Genomic DNA, 24118 nt, shown 5'->3' with positions numbered 1-24118 from the left:
CTCAGGCGATGCGTGGGTCTGGATTGTCCAGCACGCTGTCTGTCTGCTCAGCACGGAATTTTTTCAGCACCGCGTGGAACTGCGGGTGCTTGGCGCCCAGGATGCTGGCGGACAGCAGCGCGGCGTTGATGGCGCCAGCCTTGCCGATCGCCAGGGTCGCCACCGGGATGCCGGCCGGCATCTGTACGATGGACAACAGCGAATCCACGCCCGAGAGCATTGCCGACTGCACCGGCACGCCAAGTACCGGCAGGTGAGTCTTAGCCGCACACATGCCTGGCAGGTGCGCCGCACCGCCGGCACCGGCGATGATCACCTCGATGCCACGGGATTCTGCTTCATCGGCATACTGGAACAGCAAATCCGGGGTGCGGTGGGCAGAGACCACTTTCACTTCATACGGAATGCCGAGTTTTTCCAGCATATCGGCGGTGTGGCTAAGGGTGGACCAATCGGACTTGGAGCCCATGATCACGCCAACCAATGCACTCATCGTCGTGCCTCTTCTCTCTGGGCGCCCGCAGGCGCGTCAAAAAACAACAAGCCACGCGGGAAATCCGGCGTGGCTTGTTGTACGAATTAAGGCCAGTTGGACCGGCCGAAGGCCGCGCAGTATACCGTAATAATCCAGATAAACAGCCCCTTGGATGACCATCTGTCTAGCGGGGCAAAGTGGCGGTTTTATTGACTCAAGAGTCAGTAGCCAGGTCAAGGCGATGGGTCTTGGCGATGGCATCAATCATGGCCTGCGAGACACCTGCCTTGTCAGCAATAACAGGCCATTGAACGACCGCCTCATGCACTTCGCGGATAATCTGGCGCGCCTTGAGCCCGTTGATCTGACTTGCAACACTGAGCAGGTCCTCCAGCACAAAATGATCGCGCTTGCCGTTAATGCTCATTTGATGGCTATCGACCCAGAAATTACCGGGCATATAGGACCACGTCACGTCATAGGCAGGTGACAGGTACCAAGTGCCGTCCGTATCCAACAGAAAGCTGATGTTCTTGGTGTGATCGTCCTGGTTTCGGGCGATAACGTTGAACACCATCCGCCGAAAAAACTGCTCTGCCTCTCGACGGCTCAACTTCAATGCCCTGAACACGCTCAACGCCTCAACGTACGAGTACTCACCGGGCTTTTTATAGTCGGCATGATCCAGCGCGCACAGCGTTGCGGTATGAATTTTCTCGCCATCATCCGTGCGATCGAATCGTTTGGTCATGAAATGGGCGCGGCCGCCCTCTTCGAGCAGGCGGCATTCGGTCATCACTACACCGGCCTGCCTGGCCATCAGGTGATATGCATATTCGATCCGGCCAAATCCTTGGCTATCAGCAAGTACGTCGGTGTTTTTTGCAACGTCAAACTTGAGAAGCCAGTAGCTATACCCCTGTGGCGCCGTCACTTGGCCCGACCTGACATGCCCCTCGTCGTTGATCGCAATGATCGCCTTGGCACGCGCACCGCCTGCGCTGGTGCCGACCTGGATCAAGCGCTGTAACGCGGCATCATCCACCGTGGGATCGTTGGACGTCAGGCGATCCTCAAGACTCTCGCGCCCCGCAAGGACTTCGCCAGCCAGCTGGACCAGAGCCTCGATCTCGATACTTTCGGCCTCGTTGGCCTCTGTCTTCATGGCCGGCCGGTATTCCAGGGCGCCCATGCCGCGATTGCCTTGATACAACAGCCTATCCACCGGCGTGAAGGAACGCTTGTCGCGACCTTGCTGGGCCAACCAGGCGTCAATCAAAGCATTACCGAAATCATCCGGAAGCGAGTCGGCAAAGATCGCCGGAAGCGCCTTATAGGTTTCCCGGTTCAGGCTTGTGAACGCATAGGTGTAACCAACGCGGGCGGGCATATGGATGGGCGAGATTTCCAGCCCGGTGGCGACAAACTCGGGAGAAAACTCGAACTCGCCAACCTGGCTTGCCTCATCCCAATTGAGCGCGCCAACGTACAGGCCCCATAAGTAGATTTGTGCGATCACCAACTCGTGTCCTTCTCAGATGCGTCGGGAACGATGAGCTTCTTCTGGCCCGTCACCAACGCGCCTGCGGAGGGTGGCTTGCGGGTGGTGTAGGCGCGTTGGCGTTTCTTCCCGGCCATCTTTGCCATCTGGATGGGGCTTGAACGCACCTCCTCGACAAGAGAACTCAACCGATCCAATTCTCCGATCACGCGCAACACCGCAATCAGGTTAAGCAAGGTGCCCTTGCCCGCCATCAACTGGCGTAACGTGGTGCGGGATATGCCCGCCTCATCGGCCACGGTTTGCTGATTGATGTTCTTTTTCACCCTCAAGGCTTCAAGGCGCGAGCCAATCACTTCTGCGATGGCTTGCTCACTCATCGTAGTCATCCGCATTTTGTCTGGCTTCCTGATCGATAGGTGAACATTTACCACTTATTGATCAGTATCCTAGCCAATAATCAGGCGACATGTAAGTCGATGTATGGAACCTAATCTTCTGGATAGAAACATGATCAAAATATGATTTAAAGCCAAGTATTGATCAAAAATCTATCCAATTTACAAAACATCATCTTACCCCCCGGTCACAGGACTCTGCGCCGCTCCACCTTCCAACTTGCGCCACAACAACCGCACGTTGGCTTTGCGTACCAACGCACAGCGATACAGGCGGATCTCCAGCGGCACATGCCATTGCGGCCCGCCACACACCACCAACTCGCCACGCGCCAGTTCTGCGCGCACGCTCAGTTGCGGCACCCAGGCAATGCCCAGGCCTTCCAGCGCCATGCTTTTCAGGCTGTCAGCCATGGCGGTTTCATACACGGTGGTAAAGCGCAGGGCGCGTTGGCGCAGCAGCAAGTGCACCGAGCGGCCGAGGAACGCGCCGGCGCTGTAGGCCAACAACGGCACGCTGCCCTCGCCTTCCAGGTCGAACAACGGCTTGCCATCGGCATCAGCGGCGCACACCGGGAGCATTTCGGTGTTGCCCAGGTGCAGGGAGGGGAAGATTTCCGCGTCCATCTGCATGGCAGCGTCCGGGTCGTAGAACGCCAGCATCAGGTCGCAACCGCCTTCGCGCAGGGCATGCACGGCGTCGCCGACGTTGGTGGCCACCAACCGCGTGGCGATGTTCAAGCCTTCGTTGCGCAGTTGTGCGATCCAACGTGGGAAAAAGCCCAGCGCCAGGGAGTGCGCCGCCGCCACTTGCATGACTTCGCCCTGCCCGCCTTCCAAGTGATGCAAATGGCGCAGCACTTCACCGAGCTGTTCGACCACGGTGCGCGCGGTCACCAGGAACAGCTGCCCCGCCGCCGTCAATTCCACCGGGGTGCGCGAGCGGTTGACCAGGGTCAGTCCCAGCGCTGCCTCAAGGCTACGGATGCGTCGGCTGAACGCCGGCTGGGTGACAAAGCGCCGTTCCGCCGCCTGGGAAAAGCTGCGGGTGGCCGCCAGGGCGCTGAAGTCTTCCAGCCATTTGCTCTCTAGGTTCATTACTTCCTCCCACGGGTATGCACCATTTTGGTACACACGCCCGCCATGATAGCCGGGTCACATCCGCATTATGCCGTTTATGCATAGCCCAGTGTTTAACAGCATTGGCCCAAAAACACACACAAGCCTAGCATTCACAGCGTTCCGGCCAGTTCCGGGTCCATATCGAGATGATTTCCGTCATGTCCTCCGCTGCATCTTTCCGTACCGAAAAAGACCTGCTTGGCGTACTCGAAGTACCGGCTCAAGCGTATTACGGCATCCAGACCCTGCGAGCGGTGAATAACTTCCGCCTCTCGGGCGTTCCGATTTCGCATTACCCGAAATTGGTGGTCGGTCTGGCAATGGTCAAGCAAGCGGCGGCTGACGCCAACCGCGAGCTGGGTCAGCTCAGTGAAGCCAAGCACGCTGCCATCAGCGAAGCCTGTGCCCGTCTGATCCGCGGCGATTTCCACGAAGAGTTCGTGGTGGACATGATTCAAGGCGGCGCTGGCACTTCAACCAACATGAATGCCAACGAAGTGATCGCCAACATCGCGCTGGAGGCCATGGGTCACCAGAAGGGCGAATACCAGTACCTGCACCCCAACAACGACGTGAACATGGCGCAGTCGACCAACGACGCCTACCCAACCGCGATCCGCCTGGGTCTGCTGCTGGGCCATGACGCGCTGCTGGCTAGCCTCGACAGCCTGATCCAGGCCTTCGCCGCCAAGGGCGTCGAGTTCGGCCATGTGCTGAAAATGGGCCGCACCCAATTGCAAGACGCTGTGCCAATGACCCTCGGCCAGGAGTTCCGCGCCTTCGCCACCACATTGAGCGAAGACCTGGCCCGCCTGAAAACCCTGGCACCGGAGCTGTTGACCGAAGTGAACCTGGGCGGCACCGCCATCGGCACCGGCATCAACGCCGACCCGCGTTACCAGGCCTTGGCCGTACAACGCCTGGCCACCATCAGCGGCCAACCGCTGGTACCGGCAGCCGACCTGATCGAAGCCACCTCCGACATGGGCGCCTTCGTGCTGTTCTCCGGCATGCTCAAGCGTACCGCCGTAAAACTGTCGAAGATCTGCAACGACCTGCGCCTGCTGTCCAGCGGCCCGCGTACCGGGATCAACGAGATCAACCTGCCAGCGCGTCAGCCAGGCAGCTCGATCATGCCCGGCAAGGTCAACCCGGTAATCCCGGAAGCGGTGAACCAGGTGGCGTTCCAAGTGATCGGCAACGACCTGGCACTGACCATGGCAGCCGAAGGCGGCCAATTGCAGCTGAACGTGATGGAGCCACTGATCGCCTTCAAGATCTTCGACTCGATCCGCCTGTTGCAACGCGCCATGGACATGCTGCGCGAACACTGCATCGTCGGCATCACCGCCAACGAAGCGCGCTGCCGCGAACTGGTGGAGCACTCCATCGGCCTGGTCACCGCACTGAACCCGTACATCGGCTACGAAAACGCCACCCGCATCGCCCGTATCGCCCTTGAAAGCGGCCGTGGCGTGCTGGAACTGGTGCGCGAAGAAGGCTTGCTCGACGACGCCATGCTCGACGACATCCTGCGCCCCGAAAACATGATCGCTCCACGTTTGGTCCCGCTGAAGGCCTAAGCGCTTGTTGCACAGCTCACCAGGTTGAGGGACTAGACACCTCTCACCTTTTGAGGGCCTGAAGGCTCGTTCTTCAGGCCCTTTTTTTTGCCTCAAGGTTGTGAAATGAAGCCCATAAGAAATCCAATATCGCCCTGCAAGCCCACCACCCTGCTGAAACCTTTAATCACCCCGGGCAGACGGATCACGTTCGCCTAGGTATAGTGCCGCCCCTCTCGCGTGTGAGGCCGTCGGTCACGAGGCCCGCGAACAGCGCGAAACCGCATGAATAACAACCCGCAAAAGGATTGGGGTCGAACTGTCGCGCACTGCCTGGTGCTAAGCGACGGCGTCGAACCGTCCTGCGTTTGCCATTAGAAAAATCAGCGAGGAACACTCCATGCTCGAAGTCATCAACGACTTCCTCTCAGGGAAAGTACTGATCGTGCTCATTGTCGGGCTCGGCGGTTATTTCACGATTCGCTCGCGTTTCGTACAGCTGCGTCACTTTTTCCACATGTTCTCGGTGTTTAAAGACAGCCTCAAGAGCAGTTCTGGCCAACTCAGTTCGTTCCAGGCGCTGATGCTCAGCCTGGCCGGCCGTGTAGGCGCCGGTAACATTGCCGGGGTCGGCATCGCCGTAACCCTGGGTGGCCCGGGTGCCGTGTTCTGGATGTGGGTCACTGCATTGGTGGGCATGTCGTCGAGCTTTATCGAATGCTCCCTCGGCCAGTTGTACAAACGTACCGACGCCGAAGGCACCTACCGTGGTGGCCCGGCGTATTACATCCAGCACGGCCTGCACAAGCGCTGGTTGGGCATGGTCATGGCGTTCCTGTTGCTGGTGACCTTCGGTTTCGCCTTCAACGGCCTGCAAGCCCACGCCGTGACCCACTCGCTGAACAACGCCTTTGGCCTGGACACCACCTACACCGGCCTTGCGCTGGCGGTATTGCTGGGCCTGGTGTTCATCGGCGGGATCAAGCGCATCGCCTCGATTGCCGACCTGCTGGTGCCGGTCAAGACCCTGGTGTACATCGCCGTGACCCTGTACGTGATCGTGCTGCAATTCGACCACGTACCGGCCATGCTCGCGACCATCGTCAAGAGCGCCTTTGGCCTGGACCAAGCCTTCGGTGGCCTGGTGGGCAGCGCGATCATCATGGGCGTGAAGCGCGGCGTGTTCGCCAACGAAGCCGGCTTGGGCAGTGCGCCTAACGTGGCGGCGGTGGCCTCTGTAGAGCACCCGATTGCCCAGGGCGTGGTCCAGGCATTCAGCGTGTTCCTCGACACCTTCGTGATCTGCACCTGCACCGCGCTGCTGATCCTGCTCTCCGGCTTCTACACCCCAGGCTTTGAAGGCGACGGCATTGCCCTGACCCAGAACTCCCTGGCGGCCGTGGTCGGCGACTGGGGCCGCATGTTCATCTCCGTGGCCCTGGCGTTGTTCGTGTTCACCTCGATCATGTACAACTACTACCTGGGCGAGAGCAACCTGCGCTTTTTGGTAGGCAACAATCGCAAGGTGTTGATGGGCTATCGCGCCCTGGTACTGGCGTTGATCTTCTGGGGTTCGATCGAGAACCTGAGCACCGTGTTCGCCTTCGCCGACATCACCATGACCCTGCTGGCGTTCGTCAACCTGTTCGCCCTGGCGTTCCTGTTCAAAATCGCCATGCGCGTGCTGAACGACTACGACAACCAGCGCGCGGCAGGCATCAAGACCCCGGTGTTCGATTCCAGCCAGTTCCCTGACCTGGACCTGGACCGCAAGGCCTGGCCGGCCAATCCGGCAAAACCGGATACCGCTACTTCGGCTGAGCTGAACGCCCAAGTACAACGCTAAACATCGATAGATGACACGCCGCCCGGCCTTGGGCATGCTCTGGGCCCGGCGGCGTTTTTCGTTCAGGAGATTTCTCGATGCAACCAGCTCACAACGTGATGGTGCTCTACACCGGCGGCACCATCGGCATGCAGGCCAGTGCCAATGGCCTGGCCCCCGCGTCCGGCTTTGAAGCCCGCATGCGCGAACAGCTCGCCGGTCAGCCGCTGCCCGCCTGGCAATTCCAGGAAATGGCCCCGCTGATCGACAGCGCCAACATGACCCCCGCCTACTGGCAGCGCCTGCGCACAGCAGTGATCGATGCCGTGGACCAGGGCTGCGACGGCGTGCTGATCCTGCACGGCACCGACACCCTGGCCTACAGCGCGGCGGCCATGTGCTTCCAACTGCTGGGCCTGCCTACGCCGGTGGTGTTCACCGGTTCCATGTTGCCGGCCGGCGTGCCGGACAGCGATGCCTGGGAAAACGTCAGCGGTGCCTTGCAGGCGCTGGGCACAGGCTTGTCCGCAGGGGTACACCTGCACTTTCACGGTGCAATGATGGCGCCGACGGCCTGCGCGAAAATCCGCAGCTTCGGCCGCAACCCGTTTGCAGCGCTCAATCGTCAGGGCGGCGTGGCCCGCGCCGAGTCCATCCCCGGTGCGCTGAGCTATCGCCAGCCAAAAGCCCTGGCCAGCGTCGGCGTGCTGCCTCTGGTACCCGGTATTGGCGCGGCGCAGCTGGACGCGGTCATCGCCAGCGGTATCCAGGCCCTGATCCTCGAATGCTTCGGCAGCGGTACCGGCCCCAGCGATAACCCCGCGTTTCTCGCCAGCCTCCAGCGCGCGCAAGAGCAGGGCATTGTCGTGGTCGCCATCACCCAATGCCATGAGGGCGGTGTGGAGTTGGACGTCTACGAGGCCGGCAGTCGCCTGCGTGGCGTGGGCGTGCTGTCCGGTGGCGGCATGACCCGTGAAGCGGCGTTCGGCAAGCTCAACGCGTTGCTCGGCGCGGGCCTGGACAACGCCCAGGTCCGAAACCTGGTTGAAACCAACCTGTGCGGTGAACTGGGCTGAGCCCATGGCCTAGATATACACCGCCTGCCTGATCGAGCGCTTTCTAGCATGGCAACCACCCACTTCGGGTGATTGCCATTGCTAACGCACATCAGGACTTCCCATGCCTTCGACCCCCGCAACCGAACACCATCGACGCCCTCCCCGCGCCCGCCTCACCTCTTCACTGATCAACCAGCTCTCCATCGGCCCGGCGTTTCGCGAGGTGGCTGCGGCGCTGCTGCGCAAACAACTGCAGCGACGTTACCCCAGCCTGAATATCGACCCGGACATCGTGATGGTCGGCACCCCCAGCTGGAAGATCATCAACGGTGAAGTTGTCGCCCAGCCCACGCACTACCAAGCCCTTACTGACATCCTGGCGCGACAGGCCGTGCTGGCGGTTCCGGCGCTGTTTGTCGAAGGTATTCACTTTCTCACCCAGTTGCCCATCACCGAACCCGCCGTCCACCTGGCCGCGCGCATAGAGGACATCGGCCTGATCATAAACGTGTTGGCACCCGTGATGATCCGGGGTTATCAGGAGCAGCAACTGGCATTCTGGAGTCAAACGGTGGGCGAAAGCGGCCCCCACTGGCACGAATTGGCCGGTGTGCTGCGCAAGCTGTGGAGTGCCGACAAGGTGCCCGGCTGGACAGACGAGGACTGCCTGATGGCGCGCCAAGTGTTCCAGTCTCCCGATCTGGAGGATCGAAAGGCCAATGACCCTTACAGCACCCATGCCTACGTGCTCGATGTCGACCAGGTGGATGACCAGGGCACGGCCACCCACCTCAGCGAACACCTGGTCAGTGTGGTGATCGGCCAGCAAGACAAGCACGACGTCATCCTGGCGCACTCGATGCTGCTGGGCTTTCGCAAGTACGCCAGCCTGGAGGCCCTGGGCGAGGATTTGCCCCTGCTGCTGGACACCGCCATCACCCACAAGACCATCCAGTGGCGACTGGTGGAGCCGGATGGCGATTTTTTCGATTACCTGGCCTGCACCCTGGTCACGATCCAGATTGAGGCGATTGGCGCCATCGACTTTTCTGACCTGCGCGGCGAAGACGCCAGCCCGTTGTCCATGGCCGGCCCGCCCGGCGCCACCCCCTATGGCAAACGCCCGGACGAGGACATGGACTGGCTGCAACAGGCCCTGCCCGACTGGCTGGCCAACGCCTCGATTTCCGACATGAACAGCTACTCGCGCTACCTGAAAAACCTGTCGGCCCTGCACACGTTCTATCAGGGCAAGACGTACAACGAGGGCATCGCACCCATCGAGCAGTACGCGCTGGACAGGTTCCGGGCCGAGATGCTCAAGGATCACCCCGAGGCGACCGATCTGTCGCTGGGCACCCTTCAACTGAAAGTCCAGAGCCCTGTGGTGTGGGGCCTGTTCCCCGTGCCGGGGCAGTTCGATACAACGCTCTACAGCCTCACGCAACTGGCCCTGCAAAACCTGATCAACGTGCCGCTCGGCATCAAGACCCTGCGCCAGAAGGCCCCGTACACCCTGCCAGACTGGCTAACCGTCGACTACGTGGAGAAACTGATCGACCGCATCGACATCGGCAATACCTACCCTCAGTTGATCAAGCGCACGTTGCTCGGTGACACCGCCGAAACCGACCGCCGCCGCGTGTTGTACGGCCATTATCTGGCGGTGCAACTGCCGCTGCTGGCACTGCAAGGCAAGATCCGCCAGGAGTCCGGGCTGGATGAGCGGGGCTACCGTTTTGTCGCCGCCGTGATGCAACCCGAAGAGACGGATCGCCAGGTGGATGGGCAGGCCATCGTCATGCGCCCGCTGGCGTTCGTGCCCAGCTATCGTGTGTTGGACAGCACCCCGGACGTCGTCGCCACGATGTTTGTGATCGGCCCGCAGGACATCACGGCCGGGCCGTGCGTGCTGTATCGGCCCCTGCTCGACATGCCCTTGAGCCAGTACCCCTCGCCTGCAAACCTGGTGTATGCCATCCAGCAGACCCCCAGCCTGCGGGAATCGGTGCTGGCGTGGCTGCCCGACGCCGCGCGCAGTGACTACAGCAACTATGTGTTCCCGGCGAAGATCCCCTCCCCTTGGGCGATTGCTGAAGTGGTGACCAACCCGATCAAGCTGGTGACCCTGAGCGGGCCACTCAATCTAGGCGGGGACGCCATCAGCGGCGACCTGTTCGCCAGCCTTTACGATGCCAACGCCCGCGCACTGATCGAACTGGCAGACCGCCAATCGGTATCGAATGCCGAGGCACGCTGGGCCACCCTCAAGCGCGCCGGTTGGGCGATATTCAATGGCGTGCTGCCCTTTTTGGGGCGTGCAGTGGGCACTGCGGCTTGGGTCTGGCAGATCATGGATCAGGTGCAGGCGCTGGTTGACGCCACCGAGCACCACGACGCTTCAGCCAGACGTGTTGCGCTGAGTGACCTGCTACTCAACCTGGGCATGGCGATTGCCATGCATGCCGCGGCCCGCACGGCCCCGCGTCGCGCCCTTGAAACTGCGCCGAGCCGCGAGCAGCCCGCGCCACCGCCCACCGTCCCCAAACCTGCGCCGCCCCTTGTCAAACAACTGCCTACCCTCAGCACCGCCAACCTGCCCAACGATCACCTCAGCCCACTGCACACCAGTGGTGCCCTCACGCTCGCGCCCAAGCGCCTGGGCGCCGTGCTCGACAGCTTCCAGGTGGACAAGCCCGACGCACTGAATAAGCCCATCAGCGACGCCGGGCCTTACCGGCACCTGTATCAGAGCGGGCAAAAGTATTACGCCCCGGTGGGCAAACGCTGGTTCGAAGTGCAGGTGAATGACAACGACAGAGCTATCATTGTCGACCCCAAAAACCCGGAGCGTACGGGCCCGCCGCTTATGCACAACAAGCAAGGCCAGTGGTTCGTCGACCCCCGCCTGCGCCTGCGCGGAGGTGGCCCGACATTCCTCGTGCAAAAAGCCAAGACCCTGGCGCAACAGCGCGCCGAACAACTCAAAAAACAGTTGAGCGAGTTCGAAAAAGACAAGCAAACCCTCCAGACCGAACTGCGCCAAGCCCGCGAGGATATGGACGCTGGACCCGAAACAGGCTCACCGAGCGTGGCCGAAACCAGCCGCGAGGCCTACTTCAGCACCTTGAAAAGCCAATGCACGCGGTACGAATCGGCGCTGCAAAAGCTCAAGCAATTGGCCGTGCATGCCTACACACCGGACTATTTGCCCAAGGCCCTCGGCTACCTCAAGGCCCAGACCGAACTCACCCTGGCCGGGATCAAAGAGTCCCAGACACGCTTTCAGCCCAAAATGAACGACGTACTGGTCAGGATCGTGCGCCAAGCCGAAACACCGAGCGAGCGTTACATCAACGAAGCCCGGCAAATGCGCGAGTTGATCCCGCAAATGCTTGAGCACCTGGCGTACATGCAGACTCGCCTCGAAGAAATGTACCAATTGGGCACCGATGGCGCTGAGTTGAGCCGCGACACCCGGCACGCACTGCCGAGTTATACCGAGATGGACCTCAAATCACTTCAGGTCACCATTGCACGCAACCTGTGCCTGCCTGCCAGCACCACGACCGCAAAACCCGAAGCCTGGGGCGCCATCGACAAGATCGTCGACAGTGCCGACCTGGCCATCATGGGCCTGCGCGATACCTTGTTTGAACGAAGCGAATCACGCCTGGACGAACGCATCGACTTGCTGAGCAGCCTGACCGAACAGTTCCAGATGCTGGACGAACGCCTGGAAGACTTCGCGGTGACGTTTTCCGAGCATGCGCTTGAACCCAATGTTCAGGCGCTGCGCGACCAACTCACCGAGTTCCAACGCAAAACCACGCACAACCTGGCCCTCTTGAGTGGCGAACGAGACAGCCTGCGCAGCCGCACAAAACCGCTGCCCGCGCCGCCTCTGGCGCAGAAGAAATTTATCCGCACCCGCTACGATGGCCTGCTCATCGGTGAACCGCGTCTGGACAGAGCCAGGCAAGAAACCAAATTCGTCGATATCCGCTCGCCGCTCACAGAGAAAATCTACGCCACCTACCACGAGAAAGACGGCGTGTGGGTGCGACACTGGGAGACTGCGCCCATAACCCCTGTGGTTGACCTGCTCAGGGCGACCCGTGAAGGCCAGGCGTTGCTCGACCAACTGCCGGGGTTCCTGGAACAGGCCGAACGCCACGCCACCAAGGCCCAACGCACCCCCAGCGGTATCGAGTACCTGTATCACCAACACGCCCACCAACTGGAAAACAGCCGCAGTGCCATCAGCCGCGGGCTCACCCAAAAGAACCTCGCCGAGATCGACATCCGTGCAGCAAAAACCGTGCGCCAGGCCCTGCAAGTGGCGGTAAAAAACCTCTATGAGCAGAGCGAGGGGCATATGTCGACGGTTATCCGGGACGCCTCACCCACTGTCACCGGCGTCGAGTGGCTCGTGCGGCATACGGCAATCACCATCAAGCAAACCCGTTTCCGGGAGCCGATAGGTCCCAAGCCGATCTATCTCGACGAGTACGCCATCCGTGACCGCAAGACCCTGCAAGTGCTTTGGTACGCGCACTTTGAGTACAGCCAGTCCTGGTCAAGCGCCGAGCGCTATTTGTCGGGCCGGCTCAAGACCGTCAGGGAACAGCTTTCAGGTCGCGACGCCGGCTCGCGGGAAAGCGGGAACGATGCAGACCGAATCGCCTACCTGCGCAGTGAGATCAGCCTAAGGCCGGCCACGCAGTTGTTCTTTCAAGCCTCGACCAAACAGGGTGAATGACGGCATGTAACTTGCTGCGCAGCAGACACACCCCTGGCGACGGTTACCCATGCTGCATTCCCATTTGACCACCCTCAACGCCGTGTCCCTGGTGCTGGCCACCTTCAAGGACCAAGGCCTGGCCAGCGATGTATTGCTGGCCGGCAGCGGCATTGGCCCGGCAGAACTGCGCCATGCCGACACCCGCATCACCACCTGCCAGGAGATGCGTGTATGCGCCAATGCCGTGGCCCTGCGCCAGGACATCGGTCTGGAATTGGGCCGGCGCATGCATGTGTCGAGCTACGGCTTGCTCGGCTACGCGCTGCTCACCAGTGCCACCTTAGGTGACGCGTTACGCCTGGCGTTGCGCTACCCGGCGCTGCTGGGAACACTTTTTGAACTAAAACTGGTGGAGGATGGCGATCAGGTCTGGCTGAACGCCAGTGACTATCGGGAAAACCCGGCACTGGCGGCGTTCAACGTGGAGTTTTGCCTGGTGTCGCTGAAGGTGATCTGCGATGACTTGCTCGGCCGCCCCCTGGCACTGCGTGAGGCGCGCTTCGACTACCCGGCGCCGGGCTATCACACCCGTTATGCCGAGCGCTTTGACTGTCCGCTGCGATTCGCGTGCAGCACCAATGGTTTTGCCTTCGACCGCGAATGGCTGCAACACCCCTTGCCACTGGCGGACGCCATTACCCACCGCGCCATGGCCGAACGCTGCCGCAAACAGAACTCCGAGTTCACCGGGCGCCAGGCCTGGCTCAACCGCGTGCGCCAATTGCTGGCCGAGCAACTGCACGCCGCTCCCGGCCTGGAGGGGTTGGCCGCGCAGATGAACTGTTCGGCACGTACGTTGCGCCGGCACTTGCAGGCCGTGGGCTGCAGCTATCAACAATTGCTCGATGAGTTGCGCTTTGAGCAGGCCAAGCAATGGTTGGCGCAAGACCAGATGCCGATTCACAAGATCGCCGAGCAACTGGGCTTTAGTGAAACCGCGAGTTTCCGCCATGCGTTTGTGCGCTGGAGTGGGGTGGCGCCCAGCTTGATGCGCCACTGATAGGCGATTTATGGTCAAAGTCTTTGGCCATATTTATCCCCTTATGGCCGCTCCTGCCGTTTTCACGATTGCCGCTGGCCCCAACACTGCAAGCACAACAACGAGCCTGCGGGGAACACCCATGCTGACGATCTACTCCGACGACCACCACCTGCACCACGGACGCTGCGAATTGATGGACGGGCAACTGATGCCCTGCTTCGAGATGCCGTCCCGCGCCGACCATGTACTGCAACGGGTCAAGGACCGCGAACTGGGCCCGGTGCAGGCGCCGCAGGACTTTGGCCTGGCGCCACTGCAGCGCATCCACAGCCGCGACTACCTCGATTTCTTCAAGGGTGCCTGGGCGCGCTGGACCGAATTCGCCCAGGACGGCGACCTGCTGCCCTACACCTGGCCCGCCCGCACCCTGCGCCGGGTATTGCCCACCAGCCTGCATGGTCAGTTGGGTTACTACAGCTTCGACGGCGGCGCGCCGATCACCGCTGGCACCTGGCAAGCGGCATACAGCGCGGCGCAAGTGGCACTCACCGCGCAACAGGCAATCCAGCAAGGCGCCCGCAGTGCCTTTGCCCTGTGCCGCCCGCCTGGGCATCACGCCGCCAGCGACTTGATGGGCGGTTATTGCTACCTCAACAACGCCGCCATCGCGGCCCAGGCGTTCCTCGACCAGGGTCACAAAAAGGTCGCCATCATCGACGTGGACTACCACCACGGCAACGGTACCCAGTCGATCTTCTATGAGCGCAGCGACGTGCTGTTCACGTCGATCCACGGCCACCCGGAGGCGGAGTTTCCGTTCTTCCTCGGTTACGCCGATGAGCTGGGCGAGGGTGCTGGAGAAGGGTTCAACTTCAACTACCCGCTGCCGGCAGGCTCCGGCTGGGATCAGTGGAGTGCGGCACTGGAACAGGCATGCAAGGCAACCGAACGCTACGCCCCCGACGTGATCGTGGTGTCGCTGGGCGTCGACACGTTCAAGGACGACCCCATCTCGCAATTCAAGCTCGACAGCCCGGACTACCTGGCCATGGGCCGGCGCCTCGCACGCCTGGGCAAGCCCACGCTGTTCGTGATGGAAGGCGGCTACGCTGTCGAAGAAATCGGCATCAACGCCGTCAATGTTCTTGAAGGTTTCGAACAAGAAGGATCTACCCGATGAAGCTGCTCGCCTCCCTGGCCCTGTGCGCCGCCGTAGTCAGCGCCGCCGCCCAGGCCGAAGAAAAAACCCTCAAGGTCTACAACTGGTTCGACTACATCACCCCCAAGGCGCTGGAGGATTTCAAGGCGCAGAACCCGAAGATCAAGCTGGTCTACGACATCTTCGACACCAACGAAGCCCTGGAAGCCAAGCTGCTCACCGGCAACTCCGGCTATGACGTGGTGGTGCCGTCCAATGTGTTTTTGGCCAAGCAGATCGAGGCTAACGTATTCCAGCCCCTGGACCGCAGCCAGTTGCCCAACTGGAACCACCTCGATCCCAAGCTGATGAAGCTGATCGAAGCCAACGACCCCGGCAACAAATTCGCCGTGCCCTACATGTACGGCACCATCCTGATCGGCTTCAATCCCGACAAGGTCAAGGCTGCCTTGGGGCCAAATGCACCGGTGGACAGTTGGGACCTGATCTTCAAGGAAGAAAACATCAGCAAACTCAAGCAATGCGGTGTGGCCTTGCTCGACTCGCCCTCGGAAATCCTGCCGCTGGCCTTGCAGCACCTGGGCCTGGACCCCAACAGCAGCAACCCCAAGGATTACATCAAGGCTGAAGCGCTGCTGATGAAGATCCGCCCGTACATCACTTACTTTCATTCCTCCAAGTACATGGCCGATATCGCCAATGGCGACATCTGTGTAGCGGTGGGTTATTCCGGCAGTTTTTCCCAGGCCGCCAACCGCGCCAAGGAAGCCAAGAACGGCGTGACCGTGGACATGCGCCTACCCAAGGAAGGCGCGCCGATCTGGTTCGACATGCTCGCCATCCCCAAAGGCGCGCAGAACCCCCAGGACGCCTACACCTTTATCAACTACCTGCTGCAACCCCAGGTGATCGCGCCGATCAGCGATTTTGTCGGCTACCCCAACCCGAACAAGGATGCGACCGAGCAAGTGGACCCGGCGATTCGCAACAACCCCAACCTGTACCCGACCGAGGCGGCGATGGGCACGCTGTATACGCTCAAGCCGTTGGGACGTGATGCGGAGCGGGCACGCACGCGGGCCTGGACCAAGATCAAGTCCGGCACCTGATCAGGTCAGTAAGGGCGAACACTGTACCTGTGGCGAGGGAGCTTGCTCCCGCTGGGCCGCGCAGCGGCCCCAGCTCTTTGATTAAAAAGCCTGGGAGCGCTTCGCACTCCAGCGGGAGCAAGCTCCCTCGCCACAGGTTAATTTTTGCTCTTAACTAACTGGCATCACGCCAGGCCTGGCGCAAGCGCCCCAGTGCCGCGGCGATATCCGCTTCGGGCACAGCGGCGAAACCCAATACCAGGCCGGCGCGCTGGTCCACCGGCGTGGTCGATTCTGCCAGCCAGTAGCCGCTCAAGCCGTTGACTTCGACCTCCACCGCATGGGCCTGCGCCAGCAATTGCTGTTCGCGGGCCAGGCTGTCGACGCGTACCGTCATATGCAGCCCTGCCGCAACACTGGGCAGTTCGCCAACACCGGGCAACCCAATGGGCCAGCCGGCCAACAGCGCATTGCGCCGACTCAAGGCAGCGCGCCGCATGCGACGGATATGCCGCTGAAAGTGCCCCGCCGCCATGAACTCGGCCATGACCGCCTGGGTGCTGACTTCGGAGTGGCGCATGTCCACGGCGCGGCGCCGGGCGAAGGCGTCTACCAACCCCGGCGGCAACACCAGGTAGCCCAGGCGCAAGGCCGGGAATGCGACCTTGCCGAAGGTGCCGACGTACAGCACTCGGCCGCTGCGGTCCAACGCCGCCAACGGTGACAGCGGCGCGCCGCTGTAGCGGTACTCGCCGTCGTAGTCGTCTTCGATGATCCAGCCGCCCATGCGCTCGGCCCAGGCCAGCAGCTCCAGGCGGCGCGCCAGGCTCATCACCACGCCGAGCGGGTATTGGTGAGACGGCGTAACGTAGGCCACACGGCAATCCTCCAGGGTGTTGAGCACTTGGCAATTGATCCCCTCGCCATCCACCGGCACCCCATGCAATTGCGCGCCAGCGAGTGCGAACGCATGACCTGCCGCGCGGTAGCCAGGGTTTTCCACCGCCACTCCGTCACCGGACTCCACCAGCAACTGTGCACAAAGGCTTATCGCTTGCTGTGCGCCACTGGTGATCACAATTTGTTCAGCGCTGCACTGCATGCCTCGGGAGCTGCGTAAATAAGCCGCGATCAAACTGCGCAGCCGAGCGTCCCCCGCCGGGTCGCCGTAACACAGTTGCTCGAGGTCGGGTTTGCGCCAGAAAGCCCCATTCAGCTTGGCCCATACTTCAAACGGGAACAGGTCGAACGCCGGCACCCCCACCCGGAAAGCCCGTGGTTGCCCCGCTGGAGGCTGTGGCAGGTGGTTGGTTTTTATCCGCGCCAAACCGCCGCTGTGGATAACTTCACTGTCCAAGTCTTCCGGCAAATTTGCCCATTTTGTGGATAAACCTGGGGATAAGCCTGTGCGTAACCCTGTGGATACTTTTGTGGATAATTTTTTTGCCATGGGCAGTTGCGCTACGTAAGTGCCATCACCCACCCGGCTTTCGATAAACCCCTCGGCATACAGCTGATCGTACGCACGCACCACGCTGTTGCGCGAGATCGACAACGCCGCCGCCAAGTCACGGCTGGCGGGCAGACGCGTGCCGCTGACCAGTCGCCCGTCCAGCACCCGCTGGCGCAGGGCTTCGTAGAGTTGCCGGGTCAGCCCCTGGCGGCGGTCCAGCTCGATACCCGCGGGATTGAAAGACATAGACGGCATATTGGACCTATGAAATTGGTCTTAGATGGCTCTTACATCGAGCCATTAGCCTGCCTAGGATGCAGGCATTCGCCAAGGAATATTTCCATGTACACACCTCGCGCCTTTGCCCTCGACGACTTGCCCGAACTGCATCAAATGATCCAGCACACCCGCCTGGCGCAACTGGTGACCTTTGGCGAGCAAGGCCTGTTGGCCAGCCACCTGCCACTGCTGCTCAACCCCGACGAAGGCCCGAATGGCACGCTCTACGGGCACTTGGCCAAGGCCAACCCACAATGGCGCGACCTGCAAAATGGCAGCGAAGCCCTGGTGATTTTCGCAGGTGCCGAGGCTTACATCAGTCCATCGTTTTACCCAGCCAAGGCCGAACACGGCAAAGTCGTACCCACCTGGAATTACATCGCCGTGCATGCCTACGGCAAAGCCGAAGTGTTCAACGACGCCGAGCGCTTGCTTGAGTTGGTCACTGCGCTGACCGATCGCCATGAAGGCAACCGCGCCCAGCCCTGGAAAGTCAGCGACGCCCCGGCCGACTACATTGACGGCATGCTCAAGGCCATTGTCGGCTTCGCCTTGCCGATGGAGCGCCTGATCGGCAAGCGCAAACTCAGCCAGAACCGCAGCCCGGCCGACATCGCCGGCGTACGTGAAGGCCTCGCCGCCAGCACCGACGCGCACGACCAGACCCTCGCCCGCTTTATTCCCCAAGGAGTTGCAGAATGAGCCAGATCGACATCCGCCAGGTCACCGCCGCCGACCACGACGCCTGGTTGCCGCTGTGGCAGGCGTACTTGAAGTTCTACCAAACCGAACTGCCGGACGCCGTCAGCCAAAGCACCTGGCAGCGCCTGATTGATGCCAGCGAGCCGACTCATTCGGCGCTGGCCTGGCAGGACGGCAAGGCGGTGGGCATGGTCAACTTCATCTACCACCGTTCCAATTGGAGCATCGAGAACGCCTGCTACCTGCAGGATCTGCTGGTAAACCCGAGCCAACGCGGCACCGGCGTGGGCCGCAAGCTGATCGAATTCGTCTACGCCACCGCCAAGGCCGATGGCTGCTGCAAGGTGCACTGGCTCACCCACGAAACCAATGCCACGGCGATCCAGTTGTACGAACGCATCGCCGAACGCCCGGGTTTCATTCAATTTCGCAAAGGCCTTTAAGGAGCATCGCATGCCCATTTCCCCCGCTGACTGGACAGGCGTCCCGGCGCCCACCGTGCAACTGCTTGAAGGGCGCTTTATCCGCCTGGAGAAACTCGACCCGGCGCGCCATGGCGACGATCTGTTCCAGGCACTCCAAGGCCCGGGCGCCGACCCCAAACTGTGGGACTACCTGCCTTACGGACCCTTCCCCGAGCGCAGCGTATTCAACGACTGGCTCAACAACCACGCAGCCCACAGCGACCCGTACTTTTTCAGCGTAATCGACCGCGCCACCGGCCAGGTGCAAGGCATCCTCAGCCTGATGTCCATCGTGCCGGCCCAGGGTCGTATCGAGATCGGCCACGTCACCTTTGGCGCGCCGATGCAGCGCTCGCCCAAAAGCACCGAGGCGGTGTACTTGCTGGCCAAGCATGCGTTCGAGCAGGGTTACCGCCGATTGGAGTGGAAGTGCAACAACGCCAACGCCCGCTCCAAGTATGCGGCCGAGCGGTTGGGCTTCAGCTTTGAAGGGGTGTTCCGCCAGCACATGGTGGTCAAGGGGCAGAACCGCGATACGGCGTGGTACTCGATCATCGACGCCGAATGGCCGGCGGTTGGGACTGGGTTTGAAGCCTGGTTGTCGTCAGGCAACCTGAACGGTGATCGCCAGTTGAAGACGCTGCTGGAGTGTCGCACCGCGCCTATCTAACTACCACCGACCCTACACCGGCTTTCCCTTAGGTTCTCCATGCAACGGCGCCTCGCACCGTCCTGACCATGGAGAAACTCATGAATGCCAAAACCTCCGTAGCGCCCTCGCTGCCAAGCCCAAAACCGCTGTTGGAAAAAGCCCTGCTCACTCGTCTGACCGAGGATGGGCCGACCAGCAATGAAGTGGCTTCGATCCTGCTGCGCAGCGAACTGAACATCCTCTACCCCGACCTGAACCCGGACCTCGACCGAACAGTGGTGGGCACCCCCATCTGGAGGTTCGTCGACAACGAACTGACCTGTGTCGATACCCATTACACGCCCCTGACCCACGTTCTTGTGCGGTTGGCCCTGGAGAACACCAAGGCCAACTATCTGCAAGGTGAGCACTTCCTCACTCAACAGCCCTCAACGCCTGAGCCCGTTCAATTGCCGGTGGACATTGAGCAGATAGCCACACTGCTCAATGATTTGGCGCCGGTGTTTTTCGTCGCCTTCAAAGAGCAGCAATTGGCGTTCTGGAACGCCACAGGGGTTCGCCTGCCACGCTGGCAAGAGCTGGCCGACGGGCTCGCCGCCGCGCTGAACATCCAGGAAGTCGAGGGCTGGAATGCCGATCACTGCGACATTGCGCGGGGGATCTCGATGTACCCCGACAAACACCAACGGCTTATCCACCGCCCCGACCTGGCGCACATCCAGGTGTGCCTGCTCGACATTGACAGTCCCAACGCGAAAAACCTCAAACATCTCATGTTGGCCGGCACCGCCATCGTGCAAGGCACATTCAAACAAACCGACATCCTGATGATGTATACCCTCGAATATGGGTACGAAACCTTCCCGTCTTTACAGGACTTGGCGACCGCCGCGCAGTCCAGGCTCAGCACTTCAATGAGTTCGTTGCCCTTGGCCATGCGCCTGGTCGAACCTGAGGGGAATTTTTTCGATCACATGGCCTGGGCCCTCATCGCCACCCAGCTCACCGCGATAGAAACCGAGGGGTTCAGCAACCTGGTGACCTCTGCGCCTCAACCGCAACCACTCTCCACCGCCACAGAGCCGTTGGACCTCGACCCGGATACAACACGCCTGAACATGCTCGACGGGGCGATCCCCCACTGGCTGCTCAATGCCTCGCCGCATGATTTGAACGACTACAGCCAGCACATGCTGGACCTGAGCACGCTGTACAACGATGTGCCCGCCGACCTGTTCCAACTGCAACCGATCAAAGCCTTCGCCCAGGACAAAATGCGCAACGCCATCCTTGCCGACCACCGCCCTGGCACCGACACACTGCCACTCGATGAGATACAGATCATCCGCACGGAAAGCCTCGCGGTGGGGCCTTTCAACCTGGCCAATCCACTGGAAAGCTACCCGCAGACCCTGGGCGAATATGCGCTCAGTAACACGCCGCCCTACCAGGCAACCGTGAGTTTCAAGGGCGGGCAAACCGTGCCTGACTGGCTCACGGACAGCTACCTGACGCGCCTTTCAGAGCAAGTCGACATCGGCCAGATGTACCCAAAACTGATTCAAGACAAGCTGATTGACGACCCACTCGAAGCCCCCCGGCAACAACGGTTTTACATCCAGCAATTGCGGTCGCTGCTGCCACTGCTGGCGCTGGAATGCAAACTCACCCACACCGGCAACGTTGACGAACAGGGCTGTCGCGCCATCAATGAGCTGGTCAACCCGACGCCCGACACGCCAGACCCTATCGTCATCCGCCCCTTGTCGATACGCCCCAGCCTTCGTATCAGCCAGACCTTCGATGAGGTGCTCAACATCTTCATCATTGGCCCCCGCTCGCAACAACACGGCCCCTGCCTGCTGTATCGCCCGCTGCTCGAAAACCCGCTGATACAGTTCCCTTCACTGCAAAACCTCAAGTATGAGCTGCACCAGCCCGGCGAGATCAGAGACTCCATCCTGGCGTGGCTGCCGAACCAGAGCTTGAGCTTCAACTACGCCCAGTACGTTTTCCCAACCGGTCTGACCTCGGCCTGGCTGATTTCAGAACTGGTGCAGACACCGTTGAAACTGTTCGAATGGGGCGGCAGCCTTGTGTTTTCCAAAACCGAGCTGACCGGGGATATTTTTGCCGCGTTGTTTGAGGCTAACGCAAAGGCCATGGCACAGCTGGCGGATCGTGAGTCGCTGTCCAACGCAGAGCGGCGCTGGGCATTGCTGGAAGACAGCGCGTGGGCCATCTTCAATGCCGCTTCAAGCTTCCTGAACGGCTACGTCGCCACGGCAGTGTGGGTCTGGCAAATCTTCAATCAACTCCAGCAAGTGCTGGATACGCCGGCGCAAAGCAATGGTTTGATCAAGTGGCAGCGCCTGGGCGACGTGCTGATGGCGTTGGCCATTGTCATCACCCATAAGGCCGGGCCACTGCGCAGGGGCAAAGCCAAATCTGCCGACGCTCGAGGTTCAAGGCCACCCCTGCCTGCGCCGCCGCAGCTACGTGCCCTTGCCTCAGACAGCCGCGCGCTGCCCCATCGCCAGTTCTCGATATTGGCTGTCGAAGGCGCCGTGCCGCGCCGCACGCCAACGCAGTGGGGCTCCTATCTGGACGCGTTCAAGGTCGAAGCACCGGACCTGCGCGACCATGCCCTGCCCCAGCAACGCCCGCCGCTCTACGACGTGGCGCAAAACACCTATGCCCAAGTGGATCAGCGCTGGTTCCAGGTGGTGGGCGATGAAGATGCCAACATTCACATTCTCGACCCGCGCAACCCTTCGCTTACCGGCCCCTGCCTGGCCAAGACGTCGATGGGAACCTGGCGCATCAACACCGACCTGCGCCTGCTGCGCAGCAACGAGAGCCTGAAGAGCAAGTTGAAGGCGTCGCGGATGCTCAGGGCGCAAAAACTCCAGCCCCTGGAGCAACAACGCGAAGCGCTGGAGCAACGTGAAAAAGTCCTGAAAGGCGAGATGCACACGCTGCTCAAGTCCCCCTCCACGCAGACCCTGCTGGACCAGAGTTTGTCCAAGGCCCAGGAGCTGATCGCCAATCGCGAAGCGTCATTGAAGCTGCTCGATCAGTGGCGCAATGAAGGCGGCACCCTCGGGTATGAGGACACACTGCTCAGGCTGTACAAGGGCTTTAACACCTACTTGATGACCTGGACCGCGTTCAAACATGTCGCGTACAACGCCGCCGTTGAACGCATCCTGAAAAACCGCGAATCCGAAGACGTGACCGCTCGCCAGCAACTCCCGGCAGACATCCACCTGGCGGTGGAAATGGGCCGGGAAATAGACGCCAAACTCATTGCTCTGGCGGGCGCCAAACACGCACTGTCCGGCATGGGCTCGGCCGGTGCCATGGATGCCCGTCAAATCCAAGTATCGGAGCGATTTCACACCCGCTGGGAGCTGAAAACCAACGAAATCGCCAGCGCCGCCGAACTGTGCATACGCGAGCAAGCCGCTCATGACATGGCCCAGGCGCGCAGTGCCGTCTATGAGATGGTGGAGCGCGCTACAGCGGCCAGTAGAAACATGACACAACTGTTGAAGGACGACCCGCAAGAGGCACAACTGGAAACCCTGAGTGCAATGGTCGAGACGTTCCAGAGTGTGCGCAATCGGATAGAGGAACTGCCTGGCGAGTTTCCAGAGCGCGTAGACCTCAATGCCCTTGCGAACCTCAAAGGTGTCGTCAACGAATTTCTACTATTGGCCCAGAGCAATATCGGCAGCCGGCTCCAACAGGCCGCTCCGTCGTTGCGCGCACCTGCCAAGCCCTCAACGTCCAAGCCGTATGCAAAAGCCAGGGTCATTAAAAAGCGCCTGCGGGATCAACCCAAAGAGCCGCAAGACGTGCCCGAACAGGCACCATTGACACTTATCCCGCCGCTGAAAAAACAGACAGCGAAACTCACGGGCGACTATATCGACATCACCCAACAAGGGCTGGAGTTGACCGAGGGCCTGGACAGTTTTATCAGCGACACCCGAAAAAGCGCGCTGAAGCCGTTTCGAATACCGGCAGACATGCAAGACATCTTCGATCAGCAGGCACTGAAGATGGAACAGACGCTCAAGGTATTCGAACCGCTGCACACGCTGGCCAAGCTGGCAGGCAACGCCCTACCGGTCGCCAGCCTGAGTGCGGAGCTGCGCGACGGCGCAGCCCGATTGCGCCGAGAGGGCATCACTATCAGAGCAACGCTGCTCAAGCTGCGCAAACCCCAGCAAGGCTACTTTCAGTGGCTGCTGGAGAACGACCAGGTCCGGGTCACGCGCAATCAAGCGGGCAGAATCAAGACCACGCAGTTCAATGACTACTTCCAGGAGTACTTCATTCTTGATTCAGCCAACGGCGACCAGCCGCTATGGCTGGCGCACTTTCATTACCCCACCCTCAAGACACCAGCCAATCAGTTCACGGCGGCCCATCTTAAAATCGACGACGCCTACCTGAAGCAACTGCCCGCCGACACTCAACCAGCGCTCACGACCCGGACAGCGCTGGATAATCTTTTGCGCAAACTCAACGATCCGGTCGCGTTGGCCGCGTTTTTACGGCTTGAGGAGCGCCGCCGCTGACGCAT

General features: G+C 60.9%; 16 protein-coding genes. 11 read left to right on the top strand and 5 right to left on the bottom strand.

Annotated features, from left to right (window positions below):
* Position 1: 1 nt before the first annotated feature.
* From purE to ACLD1Y_RS00530, 4 genes are all read right to left on the bottom strand, one after another.
* Complete coding sequence (gene purE / locus ACLD1Y_RS00545; protein WP_003176980.1) at positions 2-493, bottom strand: 5-(carboxyamino)imidazole ribonucleotide mutase; 492 nt, start codon at positions 491-493, stop codon at positions 2-4.
* Positions 494-689: 196 nt separating this feature from the next.
* Positions 690-1994: a type II toxin-antitoxin system HipA family toxin gene (locus ACLD1Y_RS00540; RefSeq protein ID WP_429474541.1), complete on the bottom strand. Its 1305-nt coding sequence runs from the start codon at positions 1992-1994 to the stop codon at positions 690-692.
* The gene (locus ACLD1Y_RS00535) at positions 1991-2356 is read right to left on the bottom strand and encodes a helix-turn-helix domain-containing protein (protein ID WP_429474539.1); all 366 of its coding nucleotides are present in this window, start codon (positions 2354-2356) and stop codon (positions 1991-1993) included. Before ACLD1Y_RS00535 ends, ACLD1Y_RS00540 begins: the two co-directional genes overlap by 4 nt.
* 195 nt (positions 2357-2551) lie before the next feature.
* A complete protein-coding gene (locus tag ACLD1Y_RS00530; protein WP_429474537.1) occupies positions 2552-3472 on the bottom strand; it encodes a LysR substrate-binding domain-containing protein in 921 nt (306 codons plus the stop codon).
* Positions 3473-3654: 182 nt separating this feature from the next.
* On the opposite strand from ACLD1Y_RS00530, the gene aspA reads away from it, so the two are divergent.
* From aspA to ACLD1Y_RS00495, 7 genes are all read left to right on the top strand, one after another.
* On the top strand, positions 3655-5079 hold the full coding sequence (aspA, locus tag ACLD1Y_RS00525; RefSeq protein ID WP_032884466.1) for an aspartate ammonia-lyase: 1425 nt from the start codon (positions 3655-3657) through the stop codon (positions 5077-5079).
* 379 nt (positions 5080-5458) lie between these two features.
* A complete protein-coding gene (locus ACLD1Y_RS00520) occupies positions 5459-6904 on the top strand; it encodes an alanine/glycine:cation symporter family protein (RefSeq protein WP_429474535.1) in 1446 nt (481 codons plus the stop codon).
* Between the two features lie 77 nt (positions 6905-6981).
* Positions 6982-7959, top strand: coding sequence for an asparaginase (locus tag ACLD1Y_RS00515; RefSeq protein WP_429474533.1), 978 nt, complete (start codon positions 6982-6984; stop codon positions 7957-7959).
* A 103-nt stretch (positions 7960-8062) separates the two neighbouring features.
* Positions 8063-12703 carry a hypothetical protein gene (locus ACLD1Y_RS00510; protein ID WP_429474531.1) on the top strand — a complete coding sequence of 1547 codons (4641 nt, stop codon included), beginning with the start codon at positions 8063-8065 and terminating at the stop codon, positions 12701-12703.
* A 49-nt stretch (positions 12704-12752) separates the two neighbouring features.
* Positions 12753-13745, top strand: a complete 993-nt coding sequence (locus ACLD1Y_RS00505; protein WP_429474529.1) for an AraC family transcriptional regulator — start codon at positions 12753-12755, stop codon at positions 13743-13745.
* A 121-nt stretch (positions 13746-13866) separates the two neighbouring features.
* The gene (locus ACLD1Y_RS00500) at positions 13867-14907 is read left to right on the top strand and encodes a histone deacetylase family protein (protein WP_429474527.1); all 1041 of its coding nucleotides are present in this window, start codon (positions 13867-13869) and stop codon (positions 14905-14907) included.
* The gene (locus ACLD1Y_RS00495; RefSeq protein ID WP_429474525.1) at positions 14904-15995 is read left to right on the top strand and encodes a polyamine ABC transporter substrate-binding protein; all 1092 of its coding nucleotides are present in this window, start codon (positions 14904-14906) and stop codon (positions 15993-15995) included. Before ACLD1Y_RS00500 ends, ACLD1Y_RS00495 begins: the two co-directional genes overlap by 4 nt.
* A gap of 154 nt (positions 15996-16149) precedes the next feature.
* Here ACLD1Y_RS00495 and ACLD1Y_RS00490 read toward each other — a convergent pair whose 3' ends face one another.
* The gene (locus tag ACLD1Y_RS00490) at positions 16150-17682 is read right to left on the bottom strand and encodes a PLP-dependent aminotransferase family protein (protein ID WP_429474523.1); all 1533 of its coding nucleotides are present in this window, start codon (positions 17680-17682) and stop codon (positions 16150-16152) included.
* Positions 17683-17769: 87 nt separating this feature from the next.
* Here ACLD1Y_RS00490 and ACLD1Y_RS00485 point away from each other — a divergent pair, with 87 nt between their 5' ends.
* From ACLD1Y_RS00485 to ACLD1Y_RS00470, 4 genes are all read left to right on the top strand, one after another.
* A complete protein-coding gene (locus tag ACLD1Y_RS00485) occupies positions 17770-18408 on the top strand; it encodes an FMN-binding negative transcriptional regulator (RefSeq protein ID WP_429474521.1) in 639 nt (212 codons plus the stop codon).
* Positions 18405-18851 carry an N-acetyltransferase family protein gene (locus ACLD1Y_RS00480; protein ID WP_429474519.1) on the top strand — a complete coding sequence of 149 codons (447 nt, stop codon included), beginning with the start codon at positions 18405-18407 and terminating at the stop codon, positions 18849-18851. The genes ACLD1Y_RS00485 and ACLD1Y_RS00480 overlap by 4 nt, the downstream gene beginning before the upstream one ends.
* A 10-nt stretch (positions 18852-18861) precedes the next feature.
* Positions 18862-19542, top strand: coding sequence for a GNAT family N-acetyltransferase (locus ACLD1Y_RS00475; RefSeq protein WP_429474517.1), 681 nt, complete (start codon positions 18862-18864; stop codon positions 19540-19542).
* Between the two features lie 80 nt (positions 19543-19622).
* Positions 19623-24113, top strand: coding sequence for a dermonecrotic toxin domain-containing protein (locus ACLD1Y_RS00470; protein ID WP_429474515.1), 4491 nt, complete (start codon positions 19623-19625; stop codon positions 24111-24113).
* The last annotated feature ends 5 nt before the right edge of the window (positions 24114-24118 follow it).

The organism is Pseudomonas sp. 18175, from assembly GCF_050432925.1.
GTDB lineage: Bacteria > Pseudomonadota > Gammaproteobacteria > Pseudomonadales > Pseudomonadaceae > Aquipseudomonas.
This window is presented reverse-complemented; position numbering and strand designations above follow the sequence as displayed.

Bases quoted from the DNA above. Each gene is read 5' to 3' on its own strand.
- purE (WP_003176980.1), bottom strand. From the start codon at position 493: ATGAGTGCATTGGTTGGCGTGATCATGGGCTCCAAGTCCGATTGGTCC.
- ACLD1Y_RS00515 (WP_429474533.1), top strand. From the start codon at position 6,982: ATGCAACCAGCTCACAACGTGATGGTGCTCTACACCGGCGGCACCATC.
- aspA (WP_032884466.1), top strand. From the start codon at position 3,655: ATGTCCTCCGCTGCATCTTTCCGTACCGAAAAAGACCTGCTTGGCGTA.
- ACLD1Y_RS00505 (WP_429474529.1), top strand. From the start codon at position 12,753: ATGCTGCATTCCCATTTGACCACCCTCAACGCCGTGTCCCTGGTGCTG.
- ACLD1Y_RS00530 (WP_429474537.1), bottom strand. From the start codon at position 3,472: ATGAACCTAGAGAGCAAATGGCTGGAAGACTTCAGCGCCCTGGCGGCC.
- ACLD1Y_RS00470 (WP_429474515.1), top strand. From the start codon at position 19,623: ATGAATGCCAAAACCTCCGTAGCGCCCTCGCTGCCAAGCCCAAAACCG.
- ACLD1Y_RS00520 (WP_429474535.1), top strand. From the start codon at position 5,459: ATGCTCGAAGTCATCAACGACTTCCTCTCAGGGAAAGTACTGATCGTG.
- ACLD1Y_RS00475 (WP_429474517.1), top strand. From the start codon at position 18,862: ATGCCCATTTCCCCCGCTGACTGGACAGGCGTCCCGGCGCCCACCGTG.
- ACLD1Y_RS00495 (WP_429474525.1), top strand. From the start codon at position 14,904: ATGAAGCTGCTCGCCTCCCTGGCCCTGTGCGCCGCCGTAGTCAGCGCC.
- ACLD1Y_RS00490 (WP_429474523.1), bottom strand. From the start codon at position 17,682: ATGCCGTCTATGTCTTTCAATCCCGCGGGTATCGAGCTGGACCGCCGC.
- ACLD1Y_RS00535 (WP_429474539.1), bottom strand. From the start codon at position 2,356: ATGAGTGAGCAAGCCATCGCAGAAGTGATTGGCTCGCGCCTTGAAGCC.
- ACLD1Y_RS00480 (WP_429474519.1), top strand. From the start codon at position 18,405: ATGAGCCAGATCGACATCCGCCAGGTCACCGCCGCCGACCACGACGCC.
- ACLD1Y_RS00485 (WP_429474521.1), top strand. From the start codon at position 17,770: ATGTACACACCTCGCGCCTTTGCCCTCGACGACTTGCCCGAACTGCAT.
- ACLD1Y_RS00510 (WP_429474531.1), top strand. From the start codon at position 8,063: ATGCCTTCGACCCCCGCAACCGAACACCATCGACGCCCTCCCCGCGCC.
- ACLD1Y_RS00500 (WP_429474527.1), top strand. From the start codon at position 13,867: ATGCTGACGATCTACTCCGACGACCACCACCTGCACCACGGACGCTGC.